This window comes from Novilysobacter erysipheiresistens (assembly GCF_036663935.1).
Classification (GTDB): domain Bacteria; phylum Pseudomonadota; class Gammaproteobacteria; order Xanthomonadales; family Xanthomonadaceae; genus Novilysobacter; species Novilysobacter erysipheiresistens.
This window is the reverse complement of sequence record NZ_JAXGFP010000001.1, coordinates 538044-561849: the sequence shown is the minus strand read 5'-3', so window position 1 is coordinate 561849 and position 23806 is coordinate 538044. Positions and strand designations below refer to the sequence as shown.

Below are 23806 nucleotides of genomic sequence, written 5' to 3'. Positions count from 1 at the left end.
CAATTGATGTCCGCCGTTCACGAACCACCGCCTACGCGAAGGCGGTAGTGGTGGTTACCGGTTGTCGAGCTGCGGTCTGATCGCTTTCAGGCCCGCCGCGTTGCGCTATCCGGCGATCCCGCCCCGCGTGAGCGCGGCGGGATCGAGCAAGCGGCGCAGTTCCTTCTCGGCCATCCGGGTCGCCTCCACTGCCACGTCCAGCACGGGCCTGCCCTCGCGGTAGGCCTGTTTTGCAATGGCCGCGGCTTTCTCGTAGCCGATCACCGGGTTCAGCGCGGTCACGAGGATCGGATTGCGTTGCAGCGCCGCGGCGATGTTGTCCCTGCGCACCTGCAATCCGGCGATGGTGTCGTCGGCCAACAGCCGCATCGTGTTGGCCAGCAGGCCGATCGAGTCGAGCAGGTTGGCCGCGATCAGCGGCAGCATCACGTTGAGCTGGAAGTTGCCGCTCTGGCCGGCAACGGTGATCGCGGCGTGGTGGCCGATCACCTGCGCGCAGATCATGCAGGTCGCCTCGGGAATCACCGGATTGACCTTGCCCGGCATGATCGAGCTGCCCGGCTGCAGCGCCGGCAATTCGACCTCGCCCAAGCCAGCCAGCGGTCCCGAGTTCATCCAGCGCAGGTCGTTGGCGATCTTCATCAGCGCCACCGCCAGCGTGTTGAGTTGGCCGGACAACTCGACGGCATCGTCCTGCGACGCCAGCCCCTCGAACTTGTTGTCGGCCGACTCGAATTTCGTGCCCGACAGTTTCGACAACGTCCGTGCCATCGCCGCGCCGAAGCGCGGGTCGGCGTTGATCCCGGTGCCGATCGCGGTGCCGCCGATCGGCAGCCGCCGCAGCCGCTTGAGGCTGTCCTCGATCCGAGCCTGCGCCGAGGCCAGTTGCGCCGACCAGGCGCCGAACTCCTGGGCGAAGGTCAGCGGCATCGCGTCCATCAAATGGGTGCGGCCGGTCTTGGTGACCTTGCCGAGCGCGCGTCCGCGGCGATCGATCGTCTGGCGCAAATGCTTGAGCGCCGGCAGCAGCGATTCGACCGTCGCCAGCTGCGCCGACACCCGCAACGCGGTCGGGATCACGTCGTTGGAACTCTGGCCGAGGTTGACGTCGTCGTTGGGATGGACACCGGCCTTGCCGCGCATGGTGCGCGAAGCCAGCGTAGCGATGACCTCGTTGGCATTCATGTTGCTGGAGGTGCCCGAGCCGGTCTGGAACACGTCGACCGGGAACTGGGCGTCGTGCTCGCCGGCGGCCACGGCCAATGCCGAACTGCGGATCGCTGCGGCGCGGTTCTTCGGCAGCAGTCCGAAACCTCCATTGACCTCGGCGGCGGCCGCCTTGACCAGCCCCAGCGCACGAATGAACTCACGCGGCATCGGCCGGCCCGAGATCGGGAAGTTCTGAACCGCGCGCTGGGTCTGCGCGCCCCACAGCGCGGCGGCGGGCACCTGCAATTCGCCCATGCTGTCGTGCTCGGTGCGGTGGTCGTGGCTGGCCATGGCGTCCTCCATCTATGTGCGAACCGAGCATACGCCCGACATTGACGCCTTCTGTAGGAGCGGCTTCAGCCGCGATCGGAAATCGTCCACCCGCGCCGACTCCAGATCGCGGCTAAAGCCGCTCCTACAACCGCTGGGAGTCCAGTCGGACCAGACCCCCACACTCGTCGGGAGCGTGCCTCGCGCTAGAATGCGCGACTGCCCCCAACACCGCGCCGCCATGCCCGCCAACGTCGAATCCCAGCTGCTCGCCCTGTCCCCGCTCGATGGCCGCTACGCCGGCAAGGTCGACCCGCTGCGACCGATCTTTTCCGAGTTCGGCCTGATCAAGGCGCGGGTCAAGGTCGAGGTCGAGTGGTTGCTGGCGCTGGCCAACGAGCCGGGCATCGAGGAACTCAAGCCGTTCTCCGAGGCCGCCACCGCACGCCTGCGCAAGCTCGCCGACGAGCTGTCGGTCGAGGACGCGGCGCGGGTCAAGGAAATCGAACGCACCACCAACCACGACGTCAAGGCGGTCGAGTACCTGATCAAGGAGCGGCTGAAGGACGACGGCGAACTCGGGCCGGCGCTGGAGTTCGTCCACTTCGCCTGCACTTCCGAGGACATCAACAACCTCAGCTACGCGCTGATGCTCAACGAGGCGCGACAGACCGTGCTGCTGCCCAAGCTCGACCAGTTGATCGAGAAGCTGCGGGCGATGGCGCACGAACACGCGGCGCTGCCGATGCTGTCGCGCACCCACGGCCAGACCGCGTCGCCGACCACCGTCGGCAAGGAACTGGCCAACGTCGTCGCCCGCCTGCGGCGCCAGGGCGAGACCCTTGCCGCGGCGCCGATGCCGGGCAAGATCAATGGCGCGGTAGGCAACTACAACGCCCACGTCGCCGCCTACCCGGACGTGGACTGGCCGGCGTTCTCGCAGCGCTTCGTGCATTCGCTCGGCCTCAACTGGCAGCCCTACACCACCCAGATCGAACCGCACGACGGCATCGCCGAGATCTGCGACGCCCAGCGCCGCATCGACACCGTGGCTATCGACCTGTGCCGCGATGTCTGGGGCTACATCTCGCTGGGTTACTTCAAGCAGTCGGTCAAGGCCGGCGAGGTCGGCAGCTCGACCATGCCGCACAAGGTCAACCCGATCGACTTCGAGAACGCCGAGGGCAACTTCGGCATCGCCAACGCGCTGTTCGAGCACTTCGCCGCCAAGCTGCCGATCAGCCGCTGGCAGCGCGACCTGACCGATTCGACCGTGCTGCGCGCACTCGGCACCGCGTTCGGCCATGCGCTGATCGGTTACGACGCGCTGCTGCGCGGCCTTGGCAAGCTGAGCGCCAATCCGGAGCGCCTCGCCGCCGACCTCGATGCCAGTTGGGAAGTGCTGGCCGAGGCCGTGCAGACGGTGATGCGTCGCCACGGCCTGCCCAATCCCTACGAGCAGCTGAAGGCGCTGACCCGCGGCCACGGCATCAACGAGGCCTCGATGCGCGAGTTCATCAACGGCCTGGACCTGCCGGCCGAGGCCCGCCAGCGGCTGCTGGAGATGACCCCGGGCAGCTACATCGGCCACGCCGAAAAGCTCGCCCGCGATATCTGATTCCCGCAACACCTCGCGCGTCCACGCCAACCGCGCGGCGCCACCCGCTTCGCGACGAACCATCGAGGAATGTCATGAGTTCCCCTCCGCGCAAGCCATCCAGGAAGTCGCCGCTCAAGGCCGGCGCGCCGGCGCTGCCGATCGAGATCGATGCCGCCGCCCTGCCGCCGCTGGGCATGCCGCCGGCCGAGTTCCTGCGCGATTACTGGCAGAAGCGTCCGCTGCTGATCCGCAACGCGTTCCCCGCTTTCGACACGCCGGATTTCATGCCGCCGATCACGCCCGAAGACCTCGCCGGCCTCGCCTGCGAGGACACCGCGCTGTCGCGGATCGTCGCCCATGAGCGTGAGCACGACAAATGGCTGCTGCGACACGGGCCGTTTCCGGAGGACATGTTCCCCGGCATGCCCGACCACGACTGGACCCTGCTGGTGCAGGACGTGGACAAGTGGGACGCCGACGTCGCCGCGCTGGTCGACGCCTTCGACTTCCTGCCGCGCTGGCGGATCGACGACATCATGGTGTCGTTCGCCGCGCCGGGCGGCTCGGTCGGCGCGCACGTCGACCAGTACGACGTGTTCCTGTTGCAGGCGCAGGGCCATCGTCGCTGGCAGATCGACGATTCGAAAGACCCGCCACTGGAGTTCCGCAACGACGTCGACCTCCGGCTGCTGCAGCGCTTCACCCCCAGCCACGACTGGGTCCTCGGCCCCGGCGACATGCTCTACCTGCCGCCCGGCGTACCGCACCACGGCGTCGCCGAGGACGCCTGCCTGACCTACTCGGTCGGCATGCGCGCGCCCGCGGCCGCCGAATTGCTGGGCGACTTCGTCGACACCCTCGCCGCCGAGGCCGACGACTCGCTGCGCTACCACGATCCCGAGCTGCAACCGCCAAGCGATCCCGCCGAGATCGACGCCGCCTCGATGGAACGCGTGGTCGAAGCACTCAACCTGCTGCGCATGAACGACCCGGAGCGTCTCGGCGACTGGTTCGGCCGTTTCATCACCGTCTACCGCAGCGCCGGCCAGGTCATGCCGGCGGCGATCGCGCCGGGCGAGGTCCCGCGCTCGCGGATCGAGATCGAATGGGACCTGCAGCAAGGCGCGAGCCTGTGGCGTCATCCGTACTCGCGCATGGCCTGGCGCAAGGCCGGTCGCGGCGCGCGGCTGTACGTCAACGGCCAGGAACACGCGTTGCCGGTGCGGGACGCCAAGCGCATCGCCAATGCCCCGACGCTCGATGGCGCGATGTACGCGACGTTGTCGGACACCGGCCGCGACATCGTGTTCGAGCTGCTGCAGGCGGGGCACTACCGCCTCGACACCGGGGACGGGGAAGAGGAATGAGCGCGCCCGCCTTCACCGTCGAAGGCGTCGCCTACGAGGCCGGCCTGCCCGACCTGCGCCGCGTCCGCGAGACTGTCTTCGTGCAGGAACAGGGCGTGCCGCTGTCGCTGGAATGGGACGAGCTCGACCCGCTGTGCCACCACGTCGTCGCCCGCGATGCCCACGGCGAGGCGATCGGCACTGGCCGCCTGACCCCGAAACACACGATTGGCCGGATGGCGGTGCTGCCCGACTGGCGCGGCCGCGGTGTCGGCGATGCGATGCTGCGCGCGCTGCTGGTCCAGGCCACCGAACTGGGTTGGCGCGAAGTGTCGCTGCATGCACAAGCGTCGGCGATCGAGTTCTATGCCCGCCACGGCTTCCTGCCGTTCGGCGAGCGCTTCGAGGAAGCGGGGATCGACCACCAGTCGATGCGCCTGCTGCCGGGCGCGGTCAATCCGGTCGAAACCCGCGAGGCGGCGATCGCCGCGGTACTCGGGGTGATCGCCGGCAGCCGCCGCCAGTTGCACGTGTACAGCCGCGAACTGGACCCCGGCCTGTTCGATGCGCCCGAGATCGTCGCCGCCCTGCGCCGCCGCGCCGTTGCCGGTGGCGAGGTCCGCGTGCTGTTGCAGGACCCGGCCGAACCGCAACGTGCGCTGGCGCCGCTGATCGGCCTAGCCCAGCGCCTGCCGAGCGCGTTCGCGTTCCGCGCGATTGAGGAACCCACCGACCGCTCCTACCCGTCCGCCTTCGTGGTCAACGACCTCGGCGGCTACTACTTCCGACCGCTCGGCCATCGTTTCGACGGCGAGACCCGGCTGGACGGCAGCGGCCGCGCGCGCCAGTTGCGTGCCAGTTTCGACCCGGTCTGGGAGCGCGCCCGCGCGTGCACCGAATACCGCGCCCTGGGGTTGTAGCCGGACCAGGCAGCGCGGACACGGACCGGGATCTGAACTGCAACGAACCCGGTTTGATCGATATTTGCGCAACGCAGCGTTTTTCCCCGGATTTACTGGCCGGCAGCCCATCCGAGAGGGCTATAATTCGGTTTCTTGAGCGCCTGAATAGCCGCCAGTCGGCTCAGTTGGGGTGCCCCGCCCTCCCATTTGAGTGCACGTTGACCATTGTGGACAGTCTCCTGAAGCAGTTCTCCCAGTCCTCGCAGCTCGGCGCCAATGCCGCCTACATCGAAGACTTGTACGAGCAGTACCTGGTCGCCCCCGACAGCGTCGGGCCCAAATGGAGAACCTACTTCGACGGCTTCAAGGGCCGCGAAGCCGGGGACATCCCGCACTCTGCGGTGATCGACAGCATCGCCGGCGCCCGCAAGCGTGCCGGCGAGACGATGGCCGCTGCCACCGGTGCCGGCGCCGGTGCCGGCGACGAGCGCGAGCGCGGGGTCGGCAAGCTGATCACCGCCTACCGGTCGCGCGGCCACCTCGGCGCCGACCTGGATCCGCTCGGCCTGCTCGAGAGTCCTCCGGCGCCAGACCTCGACCTCGGCTTCCATGGCCTGTCCGGCAACGACCTCGCCGCGGAGTTCAGCACCGGCGGCGTCGCCGGCCACGACCGGATGAAGCTCGGCGACCTGCTCGCCCTGCTCAAGGCCACCTATACCGGCCCGATCGGCGCCGAGTTCATGCACATCTCCGACGCCGGACAGCGTCGCTGGGTGTACGAGCGGCTGGAGAAGGCCGGCGGCAACTATGGCCGCACCAGCGAGGACAAGCAGCGCATCCTCGAGCGCCTGACCGCGGCCGATGGTCTGGAGCGCTACCTCGGCACCAAGTACGTCGGCCAGAAGCGCTTTTCTCTGGAAGGCGGCGATTCGCTGATCCCGCTGCTCGACACCACCATCCGCCGCGCCGGCGAGCAGGGCGTCAAGGACGTGGTGATCGGCATGGCCCATCGCGGCCGCCTCAACGTGCTGGTCAACATCCTCGGCAAGCCGCCGCGCAAGCTGTTCGACGAGTTCGAGGGCAAGTTCGAACACGTCCAGCACGACTTCGCCCACACCGGCGACGTCAAGTACCACCTCGGTTTCTCCGCCGACGTCGCCACCCCCGGCGGCCCGGTGCACCTCGCGCTGGCATTCAACCCGTCGCACCTGGAGATCGTCGACCCGGTGGTCGCCGGCAGCGTGCGCTCGCGCCAGGACCGTCGCGGCGAAGGCGGCCGCGGCCAGGTACTGCCGATCCTGATGCACGGCGATGCCGCGTTCGCCGGCCAGGGCGTGGTGATGGAACTGCTGCAGATGTCGCAGGCCCGCGGTTTCGCGGTCGGCGGGACCGTGCACATCGTCATCAACAACCAGGTCGGCTTCACCACCAGCGAGCGCCAGGACGCGCGGTCCACGCTGTACTGCACCGACGTGGCCAAGATGGTCGGCGCGCCGATCCTGCACGTGAACGGCGACAACCCCGAAGCGGTGGCGTTCTGCGCCGAGATGGCGCTGGACTTCCGCAACGAATTCGGCCGCGACGTGGTCATCGACCTGGTCTGCTACCGCCGCCACGGCCACAACGAGGCCGACGAGCCGGCGGCGACCCAGCCACTGATGTACCAGGTGATCCGCAAGCACAAGACCCCGCGCGCGCTGTACGCCGAGCAACTGGTCGCCGAGGGCGCGATCAAGGACGAGGACGCGCAGGCGGTGGTCGACGCCTATCGCGACAAGCTCGACGAGGGCGTGGTCACCACCGAGCTGGTCGAGGTCAAGCCCGACGAGTTCACCATCGACTGGTCGAAGTACCTCAAGGGCACGTTGGCCGACAAGGTCGACACTACCTTCGACCGCGCCAACCTCGACCAGTTGGCCACCGCGATCAATGCGATCCCCGACGAGGTCAAGTTGCATCCGCGCGTCGGCAAGATCTACGAGGACCGCCGCAAGATGGCCGCCGGCGAGCAGGCAGGCGACTGGGGCTTCGCCGAGAACCTCGCCTACGCGACCCTGCTGAGCGAAGGCTACAAGCTGCGCCTGGTCGGCCAGGACAGCGGCCGCGGCACGTTCTTCCACCGCCACGCGATCCTTCACGACCAGGCCACCGACGATTACTACCTGCCGCTGCGGCAGTTGGTGAAGAACCCGATCGACGTCACCATCATCGACTCGCTGCTCAGCGAGGAAGCGGTGATGGGCTTCGAGTACGGCTACTCCACCGCCGACCCACAGGTGCTCGACATCTGGGAAGCGCAATTCGGCGACTTCGCCAACGGCGCGCAGGTCGTGATCGACCAGTTCCTGTCGTCCGGCGAGGCCAAGTGGGGTCGCCTGTGTGGTCTCGTGCTGCTGCTGCCGCACGGCTACGAGGGCCAGGGCCCGGAGCACAGTTCCGCGCGTTTGGAACGCTTCCTGCAACTGTGCGCGCTCGACAACATGATGGTCTGCGTGCCGACCACGCCGGCGCAGGCTTACCACATGATTCGCCGCCAGATGCGCATGGCCACCCGCACGCCGCTGGTGGTGATGACGCCCAAATCGTTGCTGCGCCACAAGCTCGCCGTGTCGAGCCTCGACGAACTGGCCAGCGGCACCTTCCAGCACCTGATCCCGGACGCCGAAGCCGATCCGAAGAAGGTCAAGCGGGTGGTCGCGTGTTCGGGCAAGGTCTATTACGACCTGGTCGAAGACGCCCGCAAGCGCGGCGCCGAGGATGTCGCGATCGTTCGCGTGGAGCAGTTGTATCCGTTCCCACGCGAAGCGCTCGTGGCCGAGCTAAAGCGCTACTCCGCGGCCAGGGACGTGGTGTGGTGCCAGGAAGAGCCGCAGAACCAGGGCGCGTGGTACCAGATCCGCCACCACCTGACCGCGTGCCTGCAGGGCAAGCAGGCCCTGCATTACGCCGGACGTGCACGCTCGCCGTCGCCGGCCGCGGGCCACTTCGCCGACCACGTCGCCGAGCAGACCAAGCTGGTCGCCGACGCGCTGGTCAACCCGCTGCAGGGCGAGGTCTGCCCGGAGTGATCCGGCAACCCCGCCCTCCCCGATCCCGCTACCCGTTTCGCGCCCTTAAATTCATGCCATCCAGGATGCCAACCCCATGAGCACCGAGATCAAAGTTCCGGTCCTGCCCGAATCCGTTTCCGACGCGACCATCGCCACGTGGCACAAGAAGCCCGGCGACACGGTCAGCCGTGACGAGAACCTTGTCGACCTCGAGACCGACAAGGTCGTGCTCGAAGTGCCGTCACCGGTCGATGGCGTGCTCAAGGAGATCAAGTTCGACTCCGGCGCGACGGTGACCAGCGAGCAGGTGTTGGCCATCGTGGAAGCCGGCGCCGCCGCCGAGAAGCCCAAGGACGATGCCAAGAGCAAGTCCGACGCCAAGGCCGACAAGAAGAACGACGAAGCCACCACCGCCGAAGCCAAGCCGGTACAGGCCAAGGCCGAAGCCGCCAAGCCGGCGTCGAAGTCGGCCGCCGGCAACGACCTGCCGCCAGGCGCGCGCTTCACCGCCGCGAAGGAAGGCATCGACCCGTCGCAAGTCGAAGGCACCGGCCGTCGTGGCGCGGTGACCAAGGAAGACCTGCTGAACTACGCGAAGAACGCCGGCGTCGGCAAGGCCGGCGGCAACCGCGCCGAGGAGCGCGTGCCGATGACCCGCATGCGCGCGCGCATCGCCGAGCGTCTGATGCTGTCGAAGAACTCGACCGCGATGCTGACCTCCTCCAACGAGGTCAACATGAAGGCCGTCATGGACATGCGCAAGGCGCAGGGCGAGGCGTTCAAGAACGCCTACGGCATCAAGCTCGGCTTCATGAGCTTCTTCGTCAAGGCCGCCGCCAATGCGCTGCAGCGCTACCCGCTGGTCAACGCCTCGGTCGACGGCAACGACATCATCTATCACGGCTATTCCGACATCTCGATTGCGGTGTCGACCGACAAGGGCCTGGTCACGCCGGTGCTGCGCAACGCCGAGTCGATGGGTTTCGCCGAGGTCGAGCAGGCCATCGACGGCTACGCCAAGGCGGCGCGCGAAGGCGGCCTGAAGCTGGAAGACCTGCAGGGCGGCACCTTCACCATCACCAACGGCGGCACCTTCGGTTCGCTGTTCTCCACGCCGATCATCAACCCGCCGCAGTCGGCCATCCTCGGCATGCACGCGATCAAGGAGCGCGCAATCGTCGAGAACGGCCAGGTCGTCGCCGCGCCGATGATGTACATAGCGCTGAGCTACGACCACCGCATCATCGACGGCAAGGACGCGGTGCTGTTCCTGGTCGACATCAAGAACCAGCTCGAGAACCCGCACCGCATGCTGCTGGGCATGTAATTGCCCGACGAAGCCCCGCCATGCGCGGGGCTTTACGCAACGAGCCACAAGGATCATTGAAATGAGCGAACAGCAGAACTTCGACGTCGTCGTGATCGGTGCCGGCCCGGCCGGTTACCACGCGGCGATCCGCGCCGCCCAGTTGGGCCTGAAGACCGCGTGCATCGATGCCGCGCTCGGCAAGGACGGCAAGCCGGCCCTCGGTGGCACCTGCCTGCGCGTGGGCTGCATCCCGTCCAAGGCGCTGCTCGATTCCTCGCGCCAGTTCTGGAACATGGGGCACCTGTTCGGCGACCACGGCATCAGCTTCAAGGATGCGCAGATGGACGTCGGCCAGATGGTCGGCCGCAAGGACAAGATCGTGAAGCAGTTCACCGGCGGCATCGCGATGCTGTTCAAGGCGAACAAGGTCAGCGCGTTCTACGGCTTCGGCACCCTGCACAAGGGCAACGTGGTCAAGGTGAAGCAACACGACGGCTCGGAAGTCGAGCTGAAGGGCACCAACGTCATCATCGCCGCCGGCTCGGATTCGATCGAACTGCCGTTCGCCAAGTTCGACGGCGAGACCATCGTCGACAATGCCGGCGGGCTCGACTTTACCGAGGTCCCCAAGCGCCTCGGCGTGATCGGCGCCGGCGTGATCGGTCTGGAACTGGGCAGCGTGTGGAAGCGCCTGGGCAGCGAGGTCACGATCCTCGAAGCCCTGCCCGACTTCCTCGCCGCGGCCGACGCCGAGGTCGCCAAGACCGCTGCCAAGGAATTCAAGAAGCAGGGCCTGGACATCAAGCTCGGCGCCAAGGTCTCCAAGGCCGAGGTCAAGACGAAGGGCAAATCCAAGGAAGTGCACCTGACCTACACCGACAAGGACGGCGAACAATCGATCGTGGTCGACAAGCTGCTGGTCGCGGTGGGCCGCAAGGCCGCCAGCAAGAACCTGCTGGGCGACGGCACCGGCGTCAAGCTCGACGACCGCGGCCGGATCGAGGTCGACGAGCATTGCCACACCGGCGTCGATGGCGTCTGGGCGGTCGGCGACTGCGTGCGCGGCCCGATGCTCGCGCACAAGGGTTTCGAGGAAGGCATCGCGGTCGCCGAGTTGATCGCCGGCCTGCCGGGCCACGTCAACCTCGACACCATTCCGTGGGTGATCTACACCGAGCCGGAAATCGCTTGGGTCGGCCAGACCGAGCAACAGCTCAAGGAAGCCGGCGTGCCGTACAAGACCGGCAGCTTCCCGTTCGCGGCGATCGGTCGTGCGGTCGCGATGGGCGAGCCGGCCGGCTTCGTCAAGGTGATCGCGCACGAGGAAACCGACCGCGTGCTCGGCCTGCATCTGGTCGGCGTCGGCGTGTCCGAGCTCGTGCACGAAGGCGTGCTGACGATGGAGTTCAACGGCTCGGCCGATGACCTCGCCCGCATCTGCCACGCCCACCCGACCTTGTCGGAGGCGATCCACGACGCCGCGATGGCCGTCAGCAAGCGCGCAATCCACAAGGCGAACTGATAGACAGCGCTCCCATTCGTCGGGATCCTTGCGGCCGCTCCGGTGCGTCGTGCCTTGACGCGCGCGCCGGAGAAGGCCCTGCATGACGATCCCCGAAATCAACCATAACCCTGCGTGGACGCTGGCGGTTCCGCTGGCGAGCGTCCTGATCCTGCTGCTGTCGTGGCTGGCGCCGGGGCTGCCGGGTCTTGTACCGCTGCTGGTCGTGGGGCTCGGCGGCAGTGTCATCGCCTCCGTCCACCATGCGGAAGTCATCGCCCACCGCGTCGGCGAGCCGTTCGGCACGATCGTGCTCGCCCTCGCGGTCACGGTGATCGAGGTCGCGCTGATTGTCTCGATGATGCTTTCCGGCGGCGAGGCCACCAGCGCGCTTGCCCGCGACACCGTGTTCGCCGCGGTGATGATCATCCTCAACGGCATCATCGGCCTCAGCCTGCTCGCGGGCGGGCGACGCCATCACGAACAGGGCTTCGGCCTGAAGGGCGTTTCCGCTGGGCTGGCCACGCTGACCGTGATCGTCATGTTCACCCTGGTCCTGCCCAACTACGCGACCAGCGTGTCCGGCCCGGCCTTCACGTCCAGCCAGCTGATTTTCATCGCGATCGCCACGTTGGTGCTGTTCGGCGGCTTCACCTTCATCCAGACCGTGCGGCACCGCGAATACTTCCTGCCCGCCGATGACGATGGCGGTGGCAACCCGGACGAGCACGCGGAACCGCCAACCAACCGCGAGGCGCTGGCCAGCCTAGGAATGCTGCTGGTGGCGCTGGTCGCGGTGGTTCTGAGCGCCAAGGGCATCTCGCCGTCCATCGAGTACCTGCTCGACGTCCTGGGCGCGCCCGCGGCCACGCTCGGCATCCTCATCGCCGGCATCGTGCTGTTGCCGGAGGGCGTCGCCGCGGTGCGCGCCGCCATCCACAACCGTCTCCAGACCAGTCTCAACCTCGCCATCGGCTCGGCCATCGCCAGCATCGGGCTGACCGTGCCAACCGTGGCGGTGCTGTCGCTCGCGATGGGGTGGCCGCTGGTGCTCGGGCTCGACGACAAGTCGATGCTGTTGCTGGTGATGACCCTGTTCGTCGCCTCGCTGTCGCTTCGTACCGGTCGCACCAATATCCTGCTCGGGCTGGTCCACCTGGTGATGTTCGCGGCCTATCTCTTCCTCAGCTTCGTGCCCTGAGTTGCCTGACATGCGTTCGATCTGCGTCTACTGCGGCTCCAATCCCGGGTCCAACCCGCTCTACGCCGAACGCGCTACCGCGCTGGGCACGCGTCTCGCAGACCAAGGCACCGCGGTGGTCTACGGCGGCGGCAACGTCGGACTGATGGGGGTGGTTGCCGATGCGGCGCTGGCCGCGGGCGGCGAGGTCATCGGCGTGATCCCGGAGCAGCTGGTCGGCTGGGAAGTCGCGCACACCGGCCTGACCCGGCTCGAGGTGGTCGCCAACATGCACGAGCGCAAGGCGCGCATGTTCGATTTGTCGGACGGCTTCGTCGCCCTGCCCGGCGGTTTCGGCACGCTAGACGAGATGTTCGAGATGCTGACCTGGCGCCAGCTCGGAATCGGCGACAAGCCCTGCGCGTTCCTCGATGTCGCGGGCTTCTTCGAACCGCTGGTCGCGATGATGGACCGCATGGTCGACGAGCGCTTCCTGCATGCCGACCAGCGCCGCGACCTGTGGCATGGCGAGGACATCGCGGCGATGCTGGCGTGGATGCAGGACTACCAGCCCGCACGCGCGGACAAGTGGCTCGACGAAAGGCGCCGCAGCGACATGCGCTGAACCGGCGTATCGCGCAAAATGGGCGTTCACCTCCAGCCGGGACCGCCTCCGATGACCGTACCCGCCGCGTTCAACGCCTTCCGCATCCATGACGATGACGCGGGTTACCGCAGCGGCATCGAGTCCATCTCCCTCGACGACTTGGCCCCGGGCGAAGTCGTCATCAAGACCGCCTACTCCTCGATCAACTTCAAGGATGCGCTGGCCGGCACCGGCGAAGGCAAGATCCTGCGCCGCTTCCCGCTGGTCGGGGGCATCGATGTCGCCGGCCACGTGGTCGCGTCCACCGACCCGGAATTCCGGGAAGGCGACGCGGTCCTGGTCACCGGGTGTGGCCTGAGCGAAACCCGCGACGGCGGCTACAGCGAGTACGCGCGGCTTGAAGCCAGGTGGGCCATTCCCCTGCCCTCCGGCCTCAGCCTTCGCGAAAGCATGATCCTCGGCACCGCCGGTTTCACTGCAGCGCTGGCACTGCACCGCATGCTGGACAACCGGCAGACGCCCGACCTCGGCCCGTTGGCTGTCACCGGCGCCACCGGCGGGGTCGGCTCGCTCGCGGTCGACATCTTCAGCCGCGCCGGCTTCGAGGTCGCCGCGATCAGCGGCAAGGCCGACCAGCACGACTACCTGAAATCGATCGGCGCCTCGCAGGTGCTCGGCCGCGACGCCCTGGCGACCACCCGGCCGCTGGAGTCCGGCCGCTTCGGCGGTGGCCTCGACAACGTCGGCGGCCCGATGCTCGCCAGCCTGCTCGCTCAGACCGCGCCCTATGGCAACGTCGCCAGCGCCGGCCTGGCCGCATCGCACGACCTCAATGCCACCGTGATGCCTTTCATCATCCGCGGCGTGTCTTTGTTGGGCGTGGCCTCGGCCGGTACCGCGCGCGACATCCGCGAAGCCGTTTGGCAGCACCTCGCCAGCGACTGGAAGCCCGCGCACCTGGACCGCATCTGCACCCGCGAGGTGCCGCTGGCACGGTTGCCGGAGGTTTTCCCGACCATGCTCGCCGGGGGCTCGCTGGGTCGCAGCATCGTCACTTTCGGATAAACGCGTCCCCCGTTTGCGGGGACGCCGGCTGCGGCTACAATCGATCCGGTTGCTCGACGCGATTTTTCAGGGGAAGAGACATGGCGCGTATTCTGATCGTCGACGATTCGCCGTCCCAGTTGATGGGCATCCGGCGCATCGTCGAGAAGCTCGGCCATGAGGCGGTCACCGCCGAGGACGGCGCCGCCGGTGTCGAGGCCGCCAAGCGCGAACTCCCCGACCTCGTGCTGATGGACGTGGTGATGCCGAACCTCAACGGTTTCCAGGCCACCCGCTCGATCTGCCGCGGCGACACCACCAAGCACATCCCGGTGGTACTGGTGACCACCAAGGACCAGGAAACCGACCGCGTCTGGGGCATGCGCCAGGGCGCGAAGGCCTACATGACCAAGCCGTTCGACGAGAACGAGCTTGCCGAGGTGATCGGGCAGTTGTTGCCCGGCTGATTACGCCCGGCGCCAACCGTCACCGAACGCATCACGCATCGCCTCGTAGGCGGCGCGCTGTGCATCGCTCTGCGGATTCGGCGCCAGCACCTCCAGCTCGACGATCTGGTCGCCGTCCGCAGGATTGCCGGGCAGGCCGCGGCCGCGCAGTCGCAGCTTGCGCCCGGCCTCCGAGTTGGCCGGTATCTTCAACTCCACCGCTCCGCCCAGGGTCGGCACGCTGACCGTGGCGCCCAGCGCGGCTTCCCACGGCGCCACCGGCAACATGTGGATCACGTTGCGGCCATCGACCTCGAACTGCGGGTGCGCCGCATACTCGACCTCCAGCAGCAGGTTGCCGCCGTTGTTGCCCAGCCCCGCCAGGCGGATCACCTGCCCTTCGCGCACGCCCTTGGGCACGCGCACATCCAGGGTCTTGCCATTGAGGCCGATGCGCACGCTGTCGCCGGAGTAGATGGTTTCCAGCGGCACCGCCAGCTTGGCGCGGGTGTCCGCGGGCCCGCGTGGACCCGGCCGGGCGCCGGAATGCGCACCGTACCCGGCTGCCCCGGGGCCGCCGCGTCCACGGCCGAACATGCTTTCGAAGAAATCGCTGAAACCGCCACCGGCGCCACCGCCGGCGAAGATCTCCTCGAAGTCGACGCCGCCATGGCCCGCGCCGAAGCCGCCCGGCGGTGGCTGCACGTCGTCGCCGGGCCGGTAGCCGCGCGCGCGCAACTGGTCGTAGGCCGCGCGCTTGTCCGGATCGCGCAGCGCCTCGTAGGCCTCGTTGACCGCCTTGAACCGCTCCTCGGCCCCGGCTTCCTTGCTGACATCCGGATGGTACTTGCGCGCCATCCGACGGTAGGCCGTCTTGATCTCGGCATCGCCGGCGCTCGGCTCGACGCCGAGGGTTTCGTAATAGTCCTTGAACTGCATCGATCACTCCAGGAGGCGTACCGCTCGGCACGCCGGGCAAACAGGGGCGCAATGGCGCCTCGCCACAAGGGTAGCAAGCCGCTGCGTTGACACATTGTTTAAACGATACCCAATAGACTGCCCGCCCACACAGGAGAATTCCATGACCATCCAGGTTGGCGAGCGCCTGCCCGAAGTTCCGTTGCAGCGCATCAGCGACGGCGTTGAAACCGTCGATACCCGGGCATTGTTCGGCGAAGGCAAGGTGGTGATCTTCGCCGTGCCGGGCGCGTTCACCCCCACCTGCTCGGAACGGCATCTTCCCAGTTTCGTCGAGCATCTGTCGCAGTTCCGCGACAAGGGCATCGAAGTGGCTTGCGTGTCGGTCAACGACCCCTTCGTGATGCAGGCCTGGGGCAAAAGCCAGGACGTGCCCGAGGAGCTGATGATGCTCGCCGACGGCAATGCCGAGTTCACCCGCGCACTGGGCCTGGAACTGGACGCCAGCGGCTATGGCATGGGCACCCGGGCCAAGCGTTTCGCGCTGTACGCCGAGGATGGCGTGGTCAAGCAATTGCATGTCGAGGCGCCCGGCGAGTACCGGGTGTCGTCGGCCGAGCATGTGTTGGCGCAACTGCCGTAAGCGAGGCGCCTAGTGTAGGAGCGACGTAAGTCGCGACCTGTACATGGCTTCGATTATTCGACGCATCGCGTTCAACTCCCTCTACAAATGAGGTACAGGTCGCGACTTACGTCGCTCCTACACCCGTCGCATAGCAGAACGCCGCCTTGAAGGGCGGCGTTCTGCTAGGTCCGTATGCGACCCTACTCCTGCGGCTCGGCCGCCGCGCCACTTGGGCCGGCAGTATCCACCGGCATCGCGGTATCGACCACGACGTCACCCAGGTTCTCGGAATCGGCATCGTCGTCCAGCGACGCATCCAGCCGTTCGATCGCCTGCAAGGTCTCGTCCGCGGCCAACCGGATCAGGGTCACGCCCTGGGTGTTGCGGCTGACCTGCGAGATTTCCGAGGCGCGCGTCCGCACCAGGGTGCCGCCATCGGAAATCAGCAGCACCTCGTGGTGCTCGCTGAGCTGGATCGCGCCGACCAGCTGGCCGTTGCGCTCGCTGGTCTTGATCGCCAGCACGCCCTGGGTGCCGCGGCCCTTGCGCGGGTAGTCGGCTTCCGGGGTGCGCTTGCCGTAGCCGCGCTCGCTGGCGGTGAGGATGTCGCCGTCGCCCTCGACCACGATCAGGCTGACCACCTTGGCGCCCTCGCCCAGGCGCATGCCGCGCACGCCGGTGGCGGTACGGCCCATCGGTCGCACGGTGTCGCCGGCGAAACGCACCGCCTTGCCTTCGCTGGAGAACAGCATGATGTCGCGGGTGCCGTCCGACAGCGCGACGCCGATCAGCGCGTCGCCCTCATCCAGGTTGATCGCGATCTTGCCGCGTTGCAGCTGGTAGGCGTACTCGGTCAGAGGGGTCTTCTTGACGGTGCCGTTGCGGGTCGCGAAGAACACGAAATGGTCGTTGTCGTACTCGCGGACCGGCAACACCGCCTGCACCTGCTCGCCCTCCTCCAGGCGCACCCAGTTGATGATCGGGCGACCGCGCGCGTTCGGACCGGCATCGGGCAACTGGTGCACCGGCAGCCAGAACACGCGGCCGGCGCTGGTGAAGGTCAGCAGGGTGTCGTGGGTGTTGACCAGCCACAGGCGGTCGATGAAATCCTCGTCCTTGGTCGACGCCGCGTTGCGACCGCGGCCACCGCGCTTCTGTGCCCGGTAGCTGCTGACCGGCTGGCGCTTGGCGTAGCCGGCGTGCGACAGGGTCACGACCACGTCCTCGGGCGCGATCAGGTCGAGGATGTCGAGATCCTCCTCGCTCTGGCGGATCTCGCTGCGGCGCTCGTCACCGAACTCGGCCTTGATGTTCTCGAGCTCGGTGCGGATCACGTCGAGCAGCACGTTCGGATCCTCGAGGATCTCGATCAGGCCGCGGATGGTCTCCAGCAGCAGCTTGTATTCGTCGGTCAGCTTCTCCTGCTCCAGCCCGGTAAGGCGGTGCAGGCGCATCTCGAGGATCTGCTGGGCCTGGGTCTCGGTCAACTGGTAACGGCCATCGATCAGGCCGACACCCTTGGGCAGGTCTTCCGGACGCGAAGCCTCGGCACCGGCAGCACCCAGCAGCGCGCCGACCAGCCCCGGCTCCCAGGTCTTGGCAAGCATGCGCTCGCGCGCCTCGACCGGGTTCGCCGAGGTCTTGATCAGCTCGATCATCTCGTCGATGTTGGCGAGCGCGACGGTCAGGCCCTCGAGGATGTGGGCGCGGGCACGGGCCTTGCGCAGGTCGAAGATCGTGCGGCGGGTCACCACCTCGCGGCGGTGGCGGACGAACGCTTCCAGCACCTGCTTGAGGTTTAGCAACTGCGGGCGGCCCTCGACGATCGCCACCATGTTGATGCCGAACACCGAGCCCATCTGGGTCTGCTGGTACAGGTTGTTGAGCACCACGTCGGCCGAGTCGCCGCGCTTGACCTCGATGTAGATGCGCATGCCGTCCTTGTCGGACTCGTCGCGCAGCTCGCTGATGCCCTCGAGCTTCTTTTCCTTGACCAGCTCGGCGATCTTCTCGATCAGCCGCGCCTTGTTGACCTGGTACGGGATCTCGGTGACCGCGATCGCCTCGCGGCCGTTGTCGGCGACCTCGATCTCGGCGCGCGCGCGCATCCGCACCCGGCCGCGACCGGTTCGATAGGCATTGATGATCCCCGAGGTGCCGTTGATGATGCCGGCGGTCGGGAAGTCCGGGCCGGGGATGTATTCCATCAGCCCGTCGATGTCGATCTCGGGGTTGTCGATCAGGGCTATGGTCGCGTCGATCACCTCGCCCAGGTTGTGCGGCGGGATGTTGGTCGCCATGCCGACCGCGATGCCGGCCGAACCGTTGACCAGCAGGTTCGGCACCCGGGTCGGCATGACTGTGGGCTCGAGTTCCTTCTCGTCGTAGTTGGGCTGGAAGTCGACGGTTTCCTTGTCGATGTCGGCCATCAGCTCGTGGGTGAGCTTGGACATCCGCGCTTCGGTGTAACGCATCGCCGCGGCGGAGTCGCCATCGACCGAACCGAAGTTGCCCTGGCCGTCGACCAGCAGGTAGCGCAGCGAGAACGGCTGCGCCATGCGCACCAGCGTGTCGTAGACCGACTGGTCGCCGTGCGGGTGGTACTTACCGATGACGTCACCGACGATACGCGCCGACTTGTAGTACGGCTTGTTGGCGTGCGCCCCGAGCTCGTTCATCGCGAACAGCACGCGCCGGTGGACCGGCTTGAGTCCGTCCCGAACGTCCGGGAGCGCGCGGCCGACGATTACGCTCATGGCGTAATCGAGGTAGCTGCGACGCATCTCGTCTTCGAGGTTTACCGGGATGATTTCCTTGGCGAGTTCGGCCATCGGGTTTCCGTCTTGGGCAAGGTCGATGCTGCTCCCGGAAGCACTCGGAAAGCCGCATGGCGGCTGCGTTCCGGAGCGATTTCGAGGCAGATGAAAAAGACGTGAAATGATAGCACGGAACGGGGGTTCACCGCACCCCGATTTCCACGCAGAAACAATAGCTTAGGCGGTTTTTTCGGCCCATGCGGAAGCGTCGTCCGCACCCCGCGCGAAATCAGGCCCCAAATGCCTCGCGCATCGCCGCGGCATCGGGGTTCTCGATCACCCCCCGCTCGGTCACGATCGCGTCGATCAACTCGTGCGGGGTGATGTCGAACACCGGGTTCCAGGCACCGATGTCGGCCGCCGCGGTGCGCGTGCCGCCGATGCCGAACAGCTCGCCCGGGTCGCGTTCCTCGATGTGGATCAGGTCGCCGGACGCGGTGTCCATGTCGACCGTCGACGACGGCGCGGCGACCATGAACTTGACGCCGTGGTGGCGCGCCGCGATCGCCAGCTGGTATGTACCGATCTTGTTGGCGACGTCGCCGTTGGCGCAGATGCGATCGGCGCCTACGACCACCCACTGCACCTTGCCGGACTTCATCAGGTGCGAGGCGGCGGCGTCGGCGATCAGGGTCGGGGTGATGCCGTCCTGCTGCAGTTCCCACACGGTCAGGCGTGCGCCCTGCAGCCAGGGGCGGGTCTCGCCGGCGAACACCTCGTCGATGCGGCCCTGGGCGACGCCGGCGCGGATCACGCCGAGCGCGGTACCGAAGCCGGCGGTGGCCAGCGAGCCGGTATTGCAATGGGTCATGACGTTGCTGCCGGGCTCGATTAGCGCCGCGCCGAGCGCACCCATGCGGCGATTGGCGGCGAGGTCCTCGTCGGCGATCGCGCGGGCTTCGTGTTCGAGCACGTCGCGCCAGTCGCTGCCGGCCGCGGCCAATGCCCGACGCATGCGTGCCAGAGCCCAGGCCAGGTTGACCGCGGTCGGCCGGGCGGCGTTGAGGTGAGCGATGGCAGGGTCGAGCCGGGCTGCCGCTTCGGCGCCGTCCGCCGCCTCGATGTCGCGGGCGGCCAGCACCACGCCCCAAGCCGCGGCAATGCCGATCGCCGGTGCGCCGCGGACGGTCAATGCCTGGATCGCGTCGGCGACGGCCTCGCTGGTGTCGCAGACGACGTACTCGACCTCGAACGGCAGCTTGCGCTGGTCCAGCAATTCAAGCGCGTCGCCGGTCCAGCGGATCGGGCGGATGCGGTCGTAGCGGTCGAAGTCGATAGTGTCGGTCATGTGGGCGATTCTAAACGAGCGGGCAGCGCTCCTTTAGCCTCCGAGCTTTTGTAGGAGCGGCTTTAGCCGCGATCGGCAATCGGCGCGGGCGAACGGTTCCAGATCGCGGCTAAAGCCGCTCCTACAAGAGCCCCGAACATGACGGCTCCCCCTGATGCGGCCAGGCCCGGTCAGGCACGGAAGAAATCGAAGGCGAGTACGTCGGCGATGCGGTCAGTTTCCAGCATCGCCATCATCAGACGATCGACGCCGAGGGCGACGCCGGCGCAGTCCGGCACGCCTGCGGCCAGGCCGGCCAGCAGCCGCGCATCGGTCGGAGGCACCACATCGCCACGCTGCGCGCGCCGCTCGCCGTCGCGTTCGAAACGCGCACCCTGCTCCGCCGCATCGGTCAGCTCGTGGTAGCCATTGGCCAATTCCAGCGGACCGAGGTACAGCTCGAAGCGCTCGGCAACCGGCATGCCCTCACCGTCGCCGCTCAGCCGCGCCAAAGCGCATTGGCTGGCCGGGTAATCGTGGATCGCCAGCATGCGATCGCTGCGGAACTGCGGTTGCAGGCGATGCGTCATCAGCAAATCGAGCCAGTCGTCGCGAGTCAGACCTTGCGGGTCGATCGCGATATCGCCCAATTGATTGCGCAGTTGCTCCTCGCTGGAAGTCATCGGATCGATGCCGAGGCGTTCGCGGTAGAGGTCGCGATAGCTGGTCTGCTCCAGTCGCGCTTCACGTCCGACCAGCGCCAGCGCGGCATTCACCAGCGCCGCGGTTTCCTCGACCAGTTGCCGGTGGTCCCAGCCGACCCGATACCACTCGAGCATCGTGAACTCGGGGTTGTGGCGACCGCCGGCCTCGCCGTCGCGGAACACCCGGCCCAGTTCGTAGCAATCGCCGAACCCGGCCGCGAGCAGGCGCTTGAGTGGGTATTCGGGCGAGGTGCGCAGCCAGCGCGTGCGCGGGGCGCCGTCGGTGCGGCCGCTGAACTGCAGCGAAAACGAGGCGATGTTGGGTTCGGTGTTGCCGGCGACCGACATCACCGGCGTCTCGACTTCGGTGACGTTGCGCTCGGCGAAGAAGTTGCGGATGCGGGCGTTGACCGCGGCGCGCAGGCGCAGGGCGTCGAAGCTTGCCGCGGGTCGCCAATCGGGGGTCATGGCTGGGATGAGGCCCGATGTAGGAGCGACGTGAGTCGCGAACGCGCAGTGAACAGGGAGGTCAGTGGGTCGCGACTCACGTCGTTCCTACATGGGGTGGTGCCGGTCATTCGTGCTGGCCGAGGAAATCGAGCAGCCTGGCCTCGCCCCACACCTCGACGCCGAGTTCCTCGGCTTTCGCCAGCTTGGAGCCGGCCGCCTCGCCGGCGACGACGAAGCTGGTCTTCTTCGACACGCTGCCGGCCGCCTTCGCGCCAAGCGCCTCAAGCCGCGTCTTGGCTTCGTCGCGGGTCATCGCCGACAGGGTGCCGGTGAGCACGACGGTCTGGCCGTCGAGCGGACCGGAGGGGGCGGTGTCCATCGACGGAACGATCGCGTCCAGCCGTGCAAGCGCCCTGCCCGATTCGGCCAGCAGGTTGGCGTTGTCCGCGTCCTCCAGCCAAGTGGCGAATGCCGTCGCGGTCTCGGCCGGCAAGCCGGCCGTGAGCAGGTTGTGCTGCTGGGCCGCGCGCACGCCGGCCGTCGCGTCCTGCGGGTCGGGGCTCGGGAACGCCGCCGCCAACTGTTCGGCCCGGATCCGGGTGAGCCTGGGGATTTCCAGGTCGACCAGCAACGTCGCCAAGCCGAGGCTCTCGCGCAGCTTCGGGGATGGCGGGTGGGTGTCGGTGATGCTCACCTCGCGCGCCAGCAGGTCGTCGATCACCTGCTGGTTGCCGGGCTGGTCGAGGAAGTGCCCGATCGCGCGGGCGACTTCGCCGCCGATGTCGGGCACCCGTTTGAACAGTGGCCACGGCAGGTGGCGGATCAGTTCAAGGTCGCCGAACCATGCCGCCAATGCCTTCGCCGTGCTTTCGCCGACGTGCTCGATCCCGAGCGCGTACAGGAAGCGCTCCAGCGTGGTGTTGCGGCTGCGGTCGATCGCCTCGATCAGGTTCTCCGCCCAGCGCGTGGCGACCTTGCCGGCCTTGACGGTCTCCGGCGTGGTGCCGTCGCGCTCGTCGGCCCGCTGCTTCATTTCCAGCAGGTCGTCGAGCGTGAGCCGGTACAGGTCGGCGACCGACTGCACATAGTCCAGGTCGGACAGGGCCGCGATGAAGCGCTCGCCGAGCCCGTCGATATCCATTGCCCGGCGCGAGGCGAAATGGCCCATCGCCTCCTTGCGTTGCGAGGCGCAGGTGAGTTCGCCCGAGCAGCGCCAGACCACCGCGCCTTCCTCGCGCACGATCTCCGATCCGCAGACGGGGCAGGCTTCCGGCATCCGCCATTCGGGCGCATCGGGGCGGCGCTGGTCGGGCAATACCCGCACCACTTCCGGGATCACGTCGCCGGCGCGACGCACGACCACGGTGTCGCCGACGCGCACGTCCAGCCGCGCGACCTGGTCGGCGTTGTGCAGGGTCGCGCGGGTCACGGTGACGCCGCCGACGTGCACCGGCTGCATCAGCACCCAGGGCGTGACCGCGCCGGTGCGGCCGACGTTGACCTCGATCGACTCGACCACGGTGGTCTGTTCCTGCGCCGGGAACTTGTGCGCGATCGCCCAGCGCGGGGCGCGCGAGACGAAGCCCATCTCGCGTTGCGCGTCGAAGTCGTCGAGCTTGTAGACCACGCCGTCGATGTCGAACGGCAGGCGGTCGCGACGCTCGCCGATGCGGCGGTAGTAACCGAGCAGGCCGTCGACGCCGGTGACGACGTCGCTCTCGGCGCTGACCGGCAGGCCCCAGTTGCGCAGTTGCTTCAGCGTTTCGGAATGGCTGTCGGGCAGCTCGCCGCCTTCGACCAGGCCGATCGCATACGCATAGAACGCCAGCGGCCTTTGCGCGGTGAGGCGCGGGTCGAGCTGGCGCAGCGAACCGGCGGCGCCATTGCGTGGATTGGCCAGCACCTTGCCGCCTTCGGCCAGCATGCGCTCGTTGTAGCGCTTGAAGCCGGCGAGCGGCATGTAGACTTCGCCGCGCACTTCCAGCACCTCGGGCCAGCCTTCGCCGCGCAGTGTCAGCGGACCACGCTCGTTTGTCCCGCCGCGCAAGCGCAGCGGGATTGCCTTGACCGTACGCAGGTTGGCGGTGACGTCCTCGCCGGTGGCGCCGTCGCCGCGGGTCGCGCCCTGGACGAAGCGGCCGTGCTCGTAGCGCAGGCTGATGGCGAGGCCGTCGAGCTTGGGTTCGACCGAGAACGTCGGGGCTTCGACACCGAGCTTCTGCTCGATCCGGCGGACGAAGTCGGCAACTTCATCGTCGCTGAAGGCGTTGCCCAGCGACAGCATCGGGATCGCGTGGCGCACCGGGGCGAACGCGCCCGATGGCGCGGCGCCCACGCGCTGGGTCGGCGAATCAGGGCTGGCCAGTTCCGGATGCGCGGCCTCCAGCACATCGAGCTCACGCAGCAGGCGGTCGTACTCGGCGTCGGGGATCAACGCGTCGTCGAGCACGTGGTAGCGGTAATTGGCGTCGTCGAGCTGGCGGCGCAGGTCGGCGATGCGGGTGGCTGGGTTGGCGGTCACGGTTGGCCTGCCCGGTTAAAACCAAGAAAGATCGGGCTTTT

At 67.6% G+C, this 23806-nt stretch carries 17 protein-coding genes; 11 read left to right on the top strand and 6 right to left on the bottom strand.

Going from position 1 to position 23806, the window contains the following annotated elements; translation table 11 throughout:
• Positions 1-105 precede the first annotated feature (105 nt).
• Positions 106-1500, bottom strand: a complete 1395-nt coding sequence (locus SNE34_RS02770) for a class II fumarate hydratase (RefSeq protein ID WP_332614463.1) — start codon at positions 1498-1500, stop codon at positions 106-108.
• A 220-nt stretch (positions 1501-1720) separates the two neighbouring features.
• On the opposite strand from SNE34_RS02770, the gene purB reads away from it, so the two are divergent.
• The 10 genes from purB to SNE34_RS02720 all read left to right on the top strand — a co-directional run bounded on the left by purB (position 1721) and on the right by SNE34_RS02720 (position 14485).
• Positions 1721-3097, top strand: a complete 1377-nt coding sequence (gene purB / locus SNE34_RS02765; protein ID WP_332614461.1) for an adenylosuccinate lyase — start codon at positions 1721-1723, stop codon at positions 3095-3097.
• A gap of 74 nt (positions 3098-3171) precedes the next feature.
• Positions 3172-4446 carry a JmjC domain-containing protein gene (locus SNE34_RS02760; RefSeq protein WP_425604431.1) on the top strand — a complete coding sequence of 425 codons (1275 nt, stop codon included), beginning with the start codon at positions 3172-3174 and terminating at the stop codon, positions 4444-4446.
• On the top strand, positions 4443-5345 hold the full coding sequence (locus tag SNE34_RS02755) for a GNAT family N-acetyltransferase (RefSeq protein WP_332614459.1): 903 nt from the start codon (positions 4443-4445) through the stop codon (positions 5343-5345). Before SNE34_RS02760 ends, SNE34_RS02755 begins: the two co-directional genes overlap by 4 nt.
• A 209-nt stretch (positions 5346-5554) precedes the next feature.
• Positions 5555-8395, top strand: coding sequence for a 2-oxoglutarate dehydrogenase E1 component (locus SNE34_RS02750; protein WP_332614458.1), 2841 nt, complete (start codon positions 5555-5557; stop codon positions 8393-8395).
• 76 nt (positions 8396-8471) lie between these two features.
• The gene (sucB, locus tag SNE34_RS02745) at positions 8472-9704 is read left to right on the top strand and encodes a dihydrolipoyllysine-residue succinyltransferase (RefSeq protein WP_332614456.1); all 1233 of its coding nucleotides are present in this window, start codon (positions 8472-8474) and stop codon (positions 9702-9704) included.
• A 61-nt stretch (positions 9705-9765) separates the two neighbouring features.
• On the top strand, positions 9766-11208 hold the full coding sequence (gene lpdA / locus SNE34_RS02740) for a dihydrolipoyl dehydrogenase (RefSeq protein ID WP_332614454.1): 1443 nt from the start codon (positions 9766-9768) through the stop codon (positions 11206-11208).
• 82 nt (positions 11209-11290) lie between these two features.
• A complete protein-coding gene (locus tag SNE34_RS02735) occupies positions 11291-12388 on the top strand; it encodes a calcium:cation antiporter (RefSeq protein ID WP_332614452.1) in 1098 nt (365 codons plus the stop codon).
• 10 nt (positions 12389-12398) lie between these two features.
• Complete coding sequence (locus SNE34_RS02730; protein WP_332614451.1) at positions 12399-12992, top strand: LOG family protein; 594 nt, start codon at positions 12399-12401, stop codon at positions 12990-12992.
• A 51-nt stretch (positions 12993-13043) separates the two neighbouring features.
• Entirely contained in the window at positions 13044-14039 is a 996-nt protein-coding gene (locus SNE34_RS02725) for a YhdH/YhfP family quinone oxidoreductase (RefSeq protein ID WP_332614449.1), read from the top strand.
• 80 nt (positions 14040-14119) lie between these two features.
• The gene (locus SNE34_RS02720; RefSeq protein WP_332614447.1) at positions 14120-14485 is read left to right on the top strand and encodes a response regulator; all 366 of its coding nucleotides are present in this window, start codon (positions 14120-14122) and stop codon (positions 14483-14485) included.
• Here the strand turns inward: SNE34_RS02720 and SNE34_RS02715 are convergent, their stop codons facing one another.
• The gene (locus tag SNE34_RS02715) at positions 14486-15403 is read right to left on the bottom strand and encodes a DnaJ C-terminal domain-containing protein (RefSeq protein ID WP_332614446.1); all 918 of its coding nucleotides are present in this window, start codon (positions 15401-15403) and stop codon (positions 14486-14488) included.
• 142 nt (positions 15404-15545) lie between these two features.
• Here SNE34_RS02715 and SNE34_RS02710 point away from each other — a divergent pair, with 142 nt between their 5' ends.
• Positions 15546-16025, top strand: a complete 480-nt coding sequence (locus SNE34_RS02710; RefSeq protein WP_332614445.1) for a peroxiredoxin — start codon at positions 15546-15548, stop codon at positions 16023-16025.
• A gap of 182 nt (positions 16026-16207) precedes the next feature.
• Here the strand turns inward: SNE34_RS02710 and gyrA are convergent, their stop codons facing one another.
• The 4 genes from gyrA to ligA all read right to left on the bottom strand — a co-directional run bounded on the left by gyrA (position 16208) and on the right by ligA (position 23765).
• The gene (gene gyrA, locus SNE34_RS02705; RefSeq protein ID WP_332614443.1) at positions 16208-18838 is read right to left on the bottom strand and encodes a DNA gyrase subunit A; all 2631 of its coding nucleotides are present in this window, start codon (positions 18836-18838) and stop codon (positions 16208-16210) included.
• 214 nt (positions 18839-19052) lie between these two features.
• Positions 19053-20111 (bottom strand): S-methyl-5-thioribose-1-phosphate isomerase, encoded by a 1059-nt coding sequence (gene mtnA, locus SNE34_RS02700; RefSeq protein ID WP_332614441.1) that lies wholly within the window; start codon positions 20109-20111, stop codon positions 19053-19055.
• Between the two features lie 170 nt (positions 20112-20281).
• The gene (epmA, locus tag SNE34_RS02695) at positions 20282-21262 is read right to left on the bottom strand and encodes an EF-P lysine aminoacylase EpmA (protein ID WP_332614439.1); all 981 of its coding nucleotides are present in this window, start codon (positions 21260-21262) and stop codon (positions 20282-20284) included.
• A 106-nt stretch (positions 21263-21368) separates the two neighbouring features.
• The gene (ligA, locus tag SNE34_RS02690; protein WP_332614437.1) at positions 21369-23765 is read right to left on the bottom strand and encodes an NAD-dependent DNA ligase LigA; all 2397 of its coding nucleotides are present in this window, start codon (positions 23763-23765) and stop codon (positions 21369-21371) included.
• Positions 23766-23806: the final 41 nt, after the last annotated feature.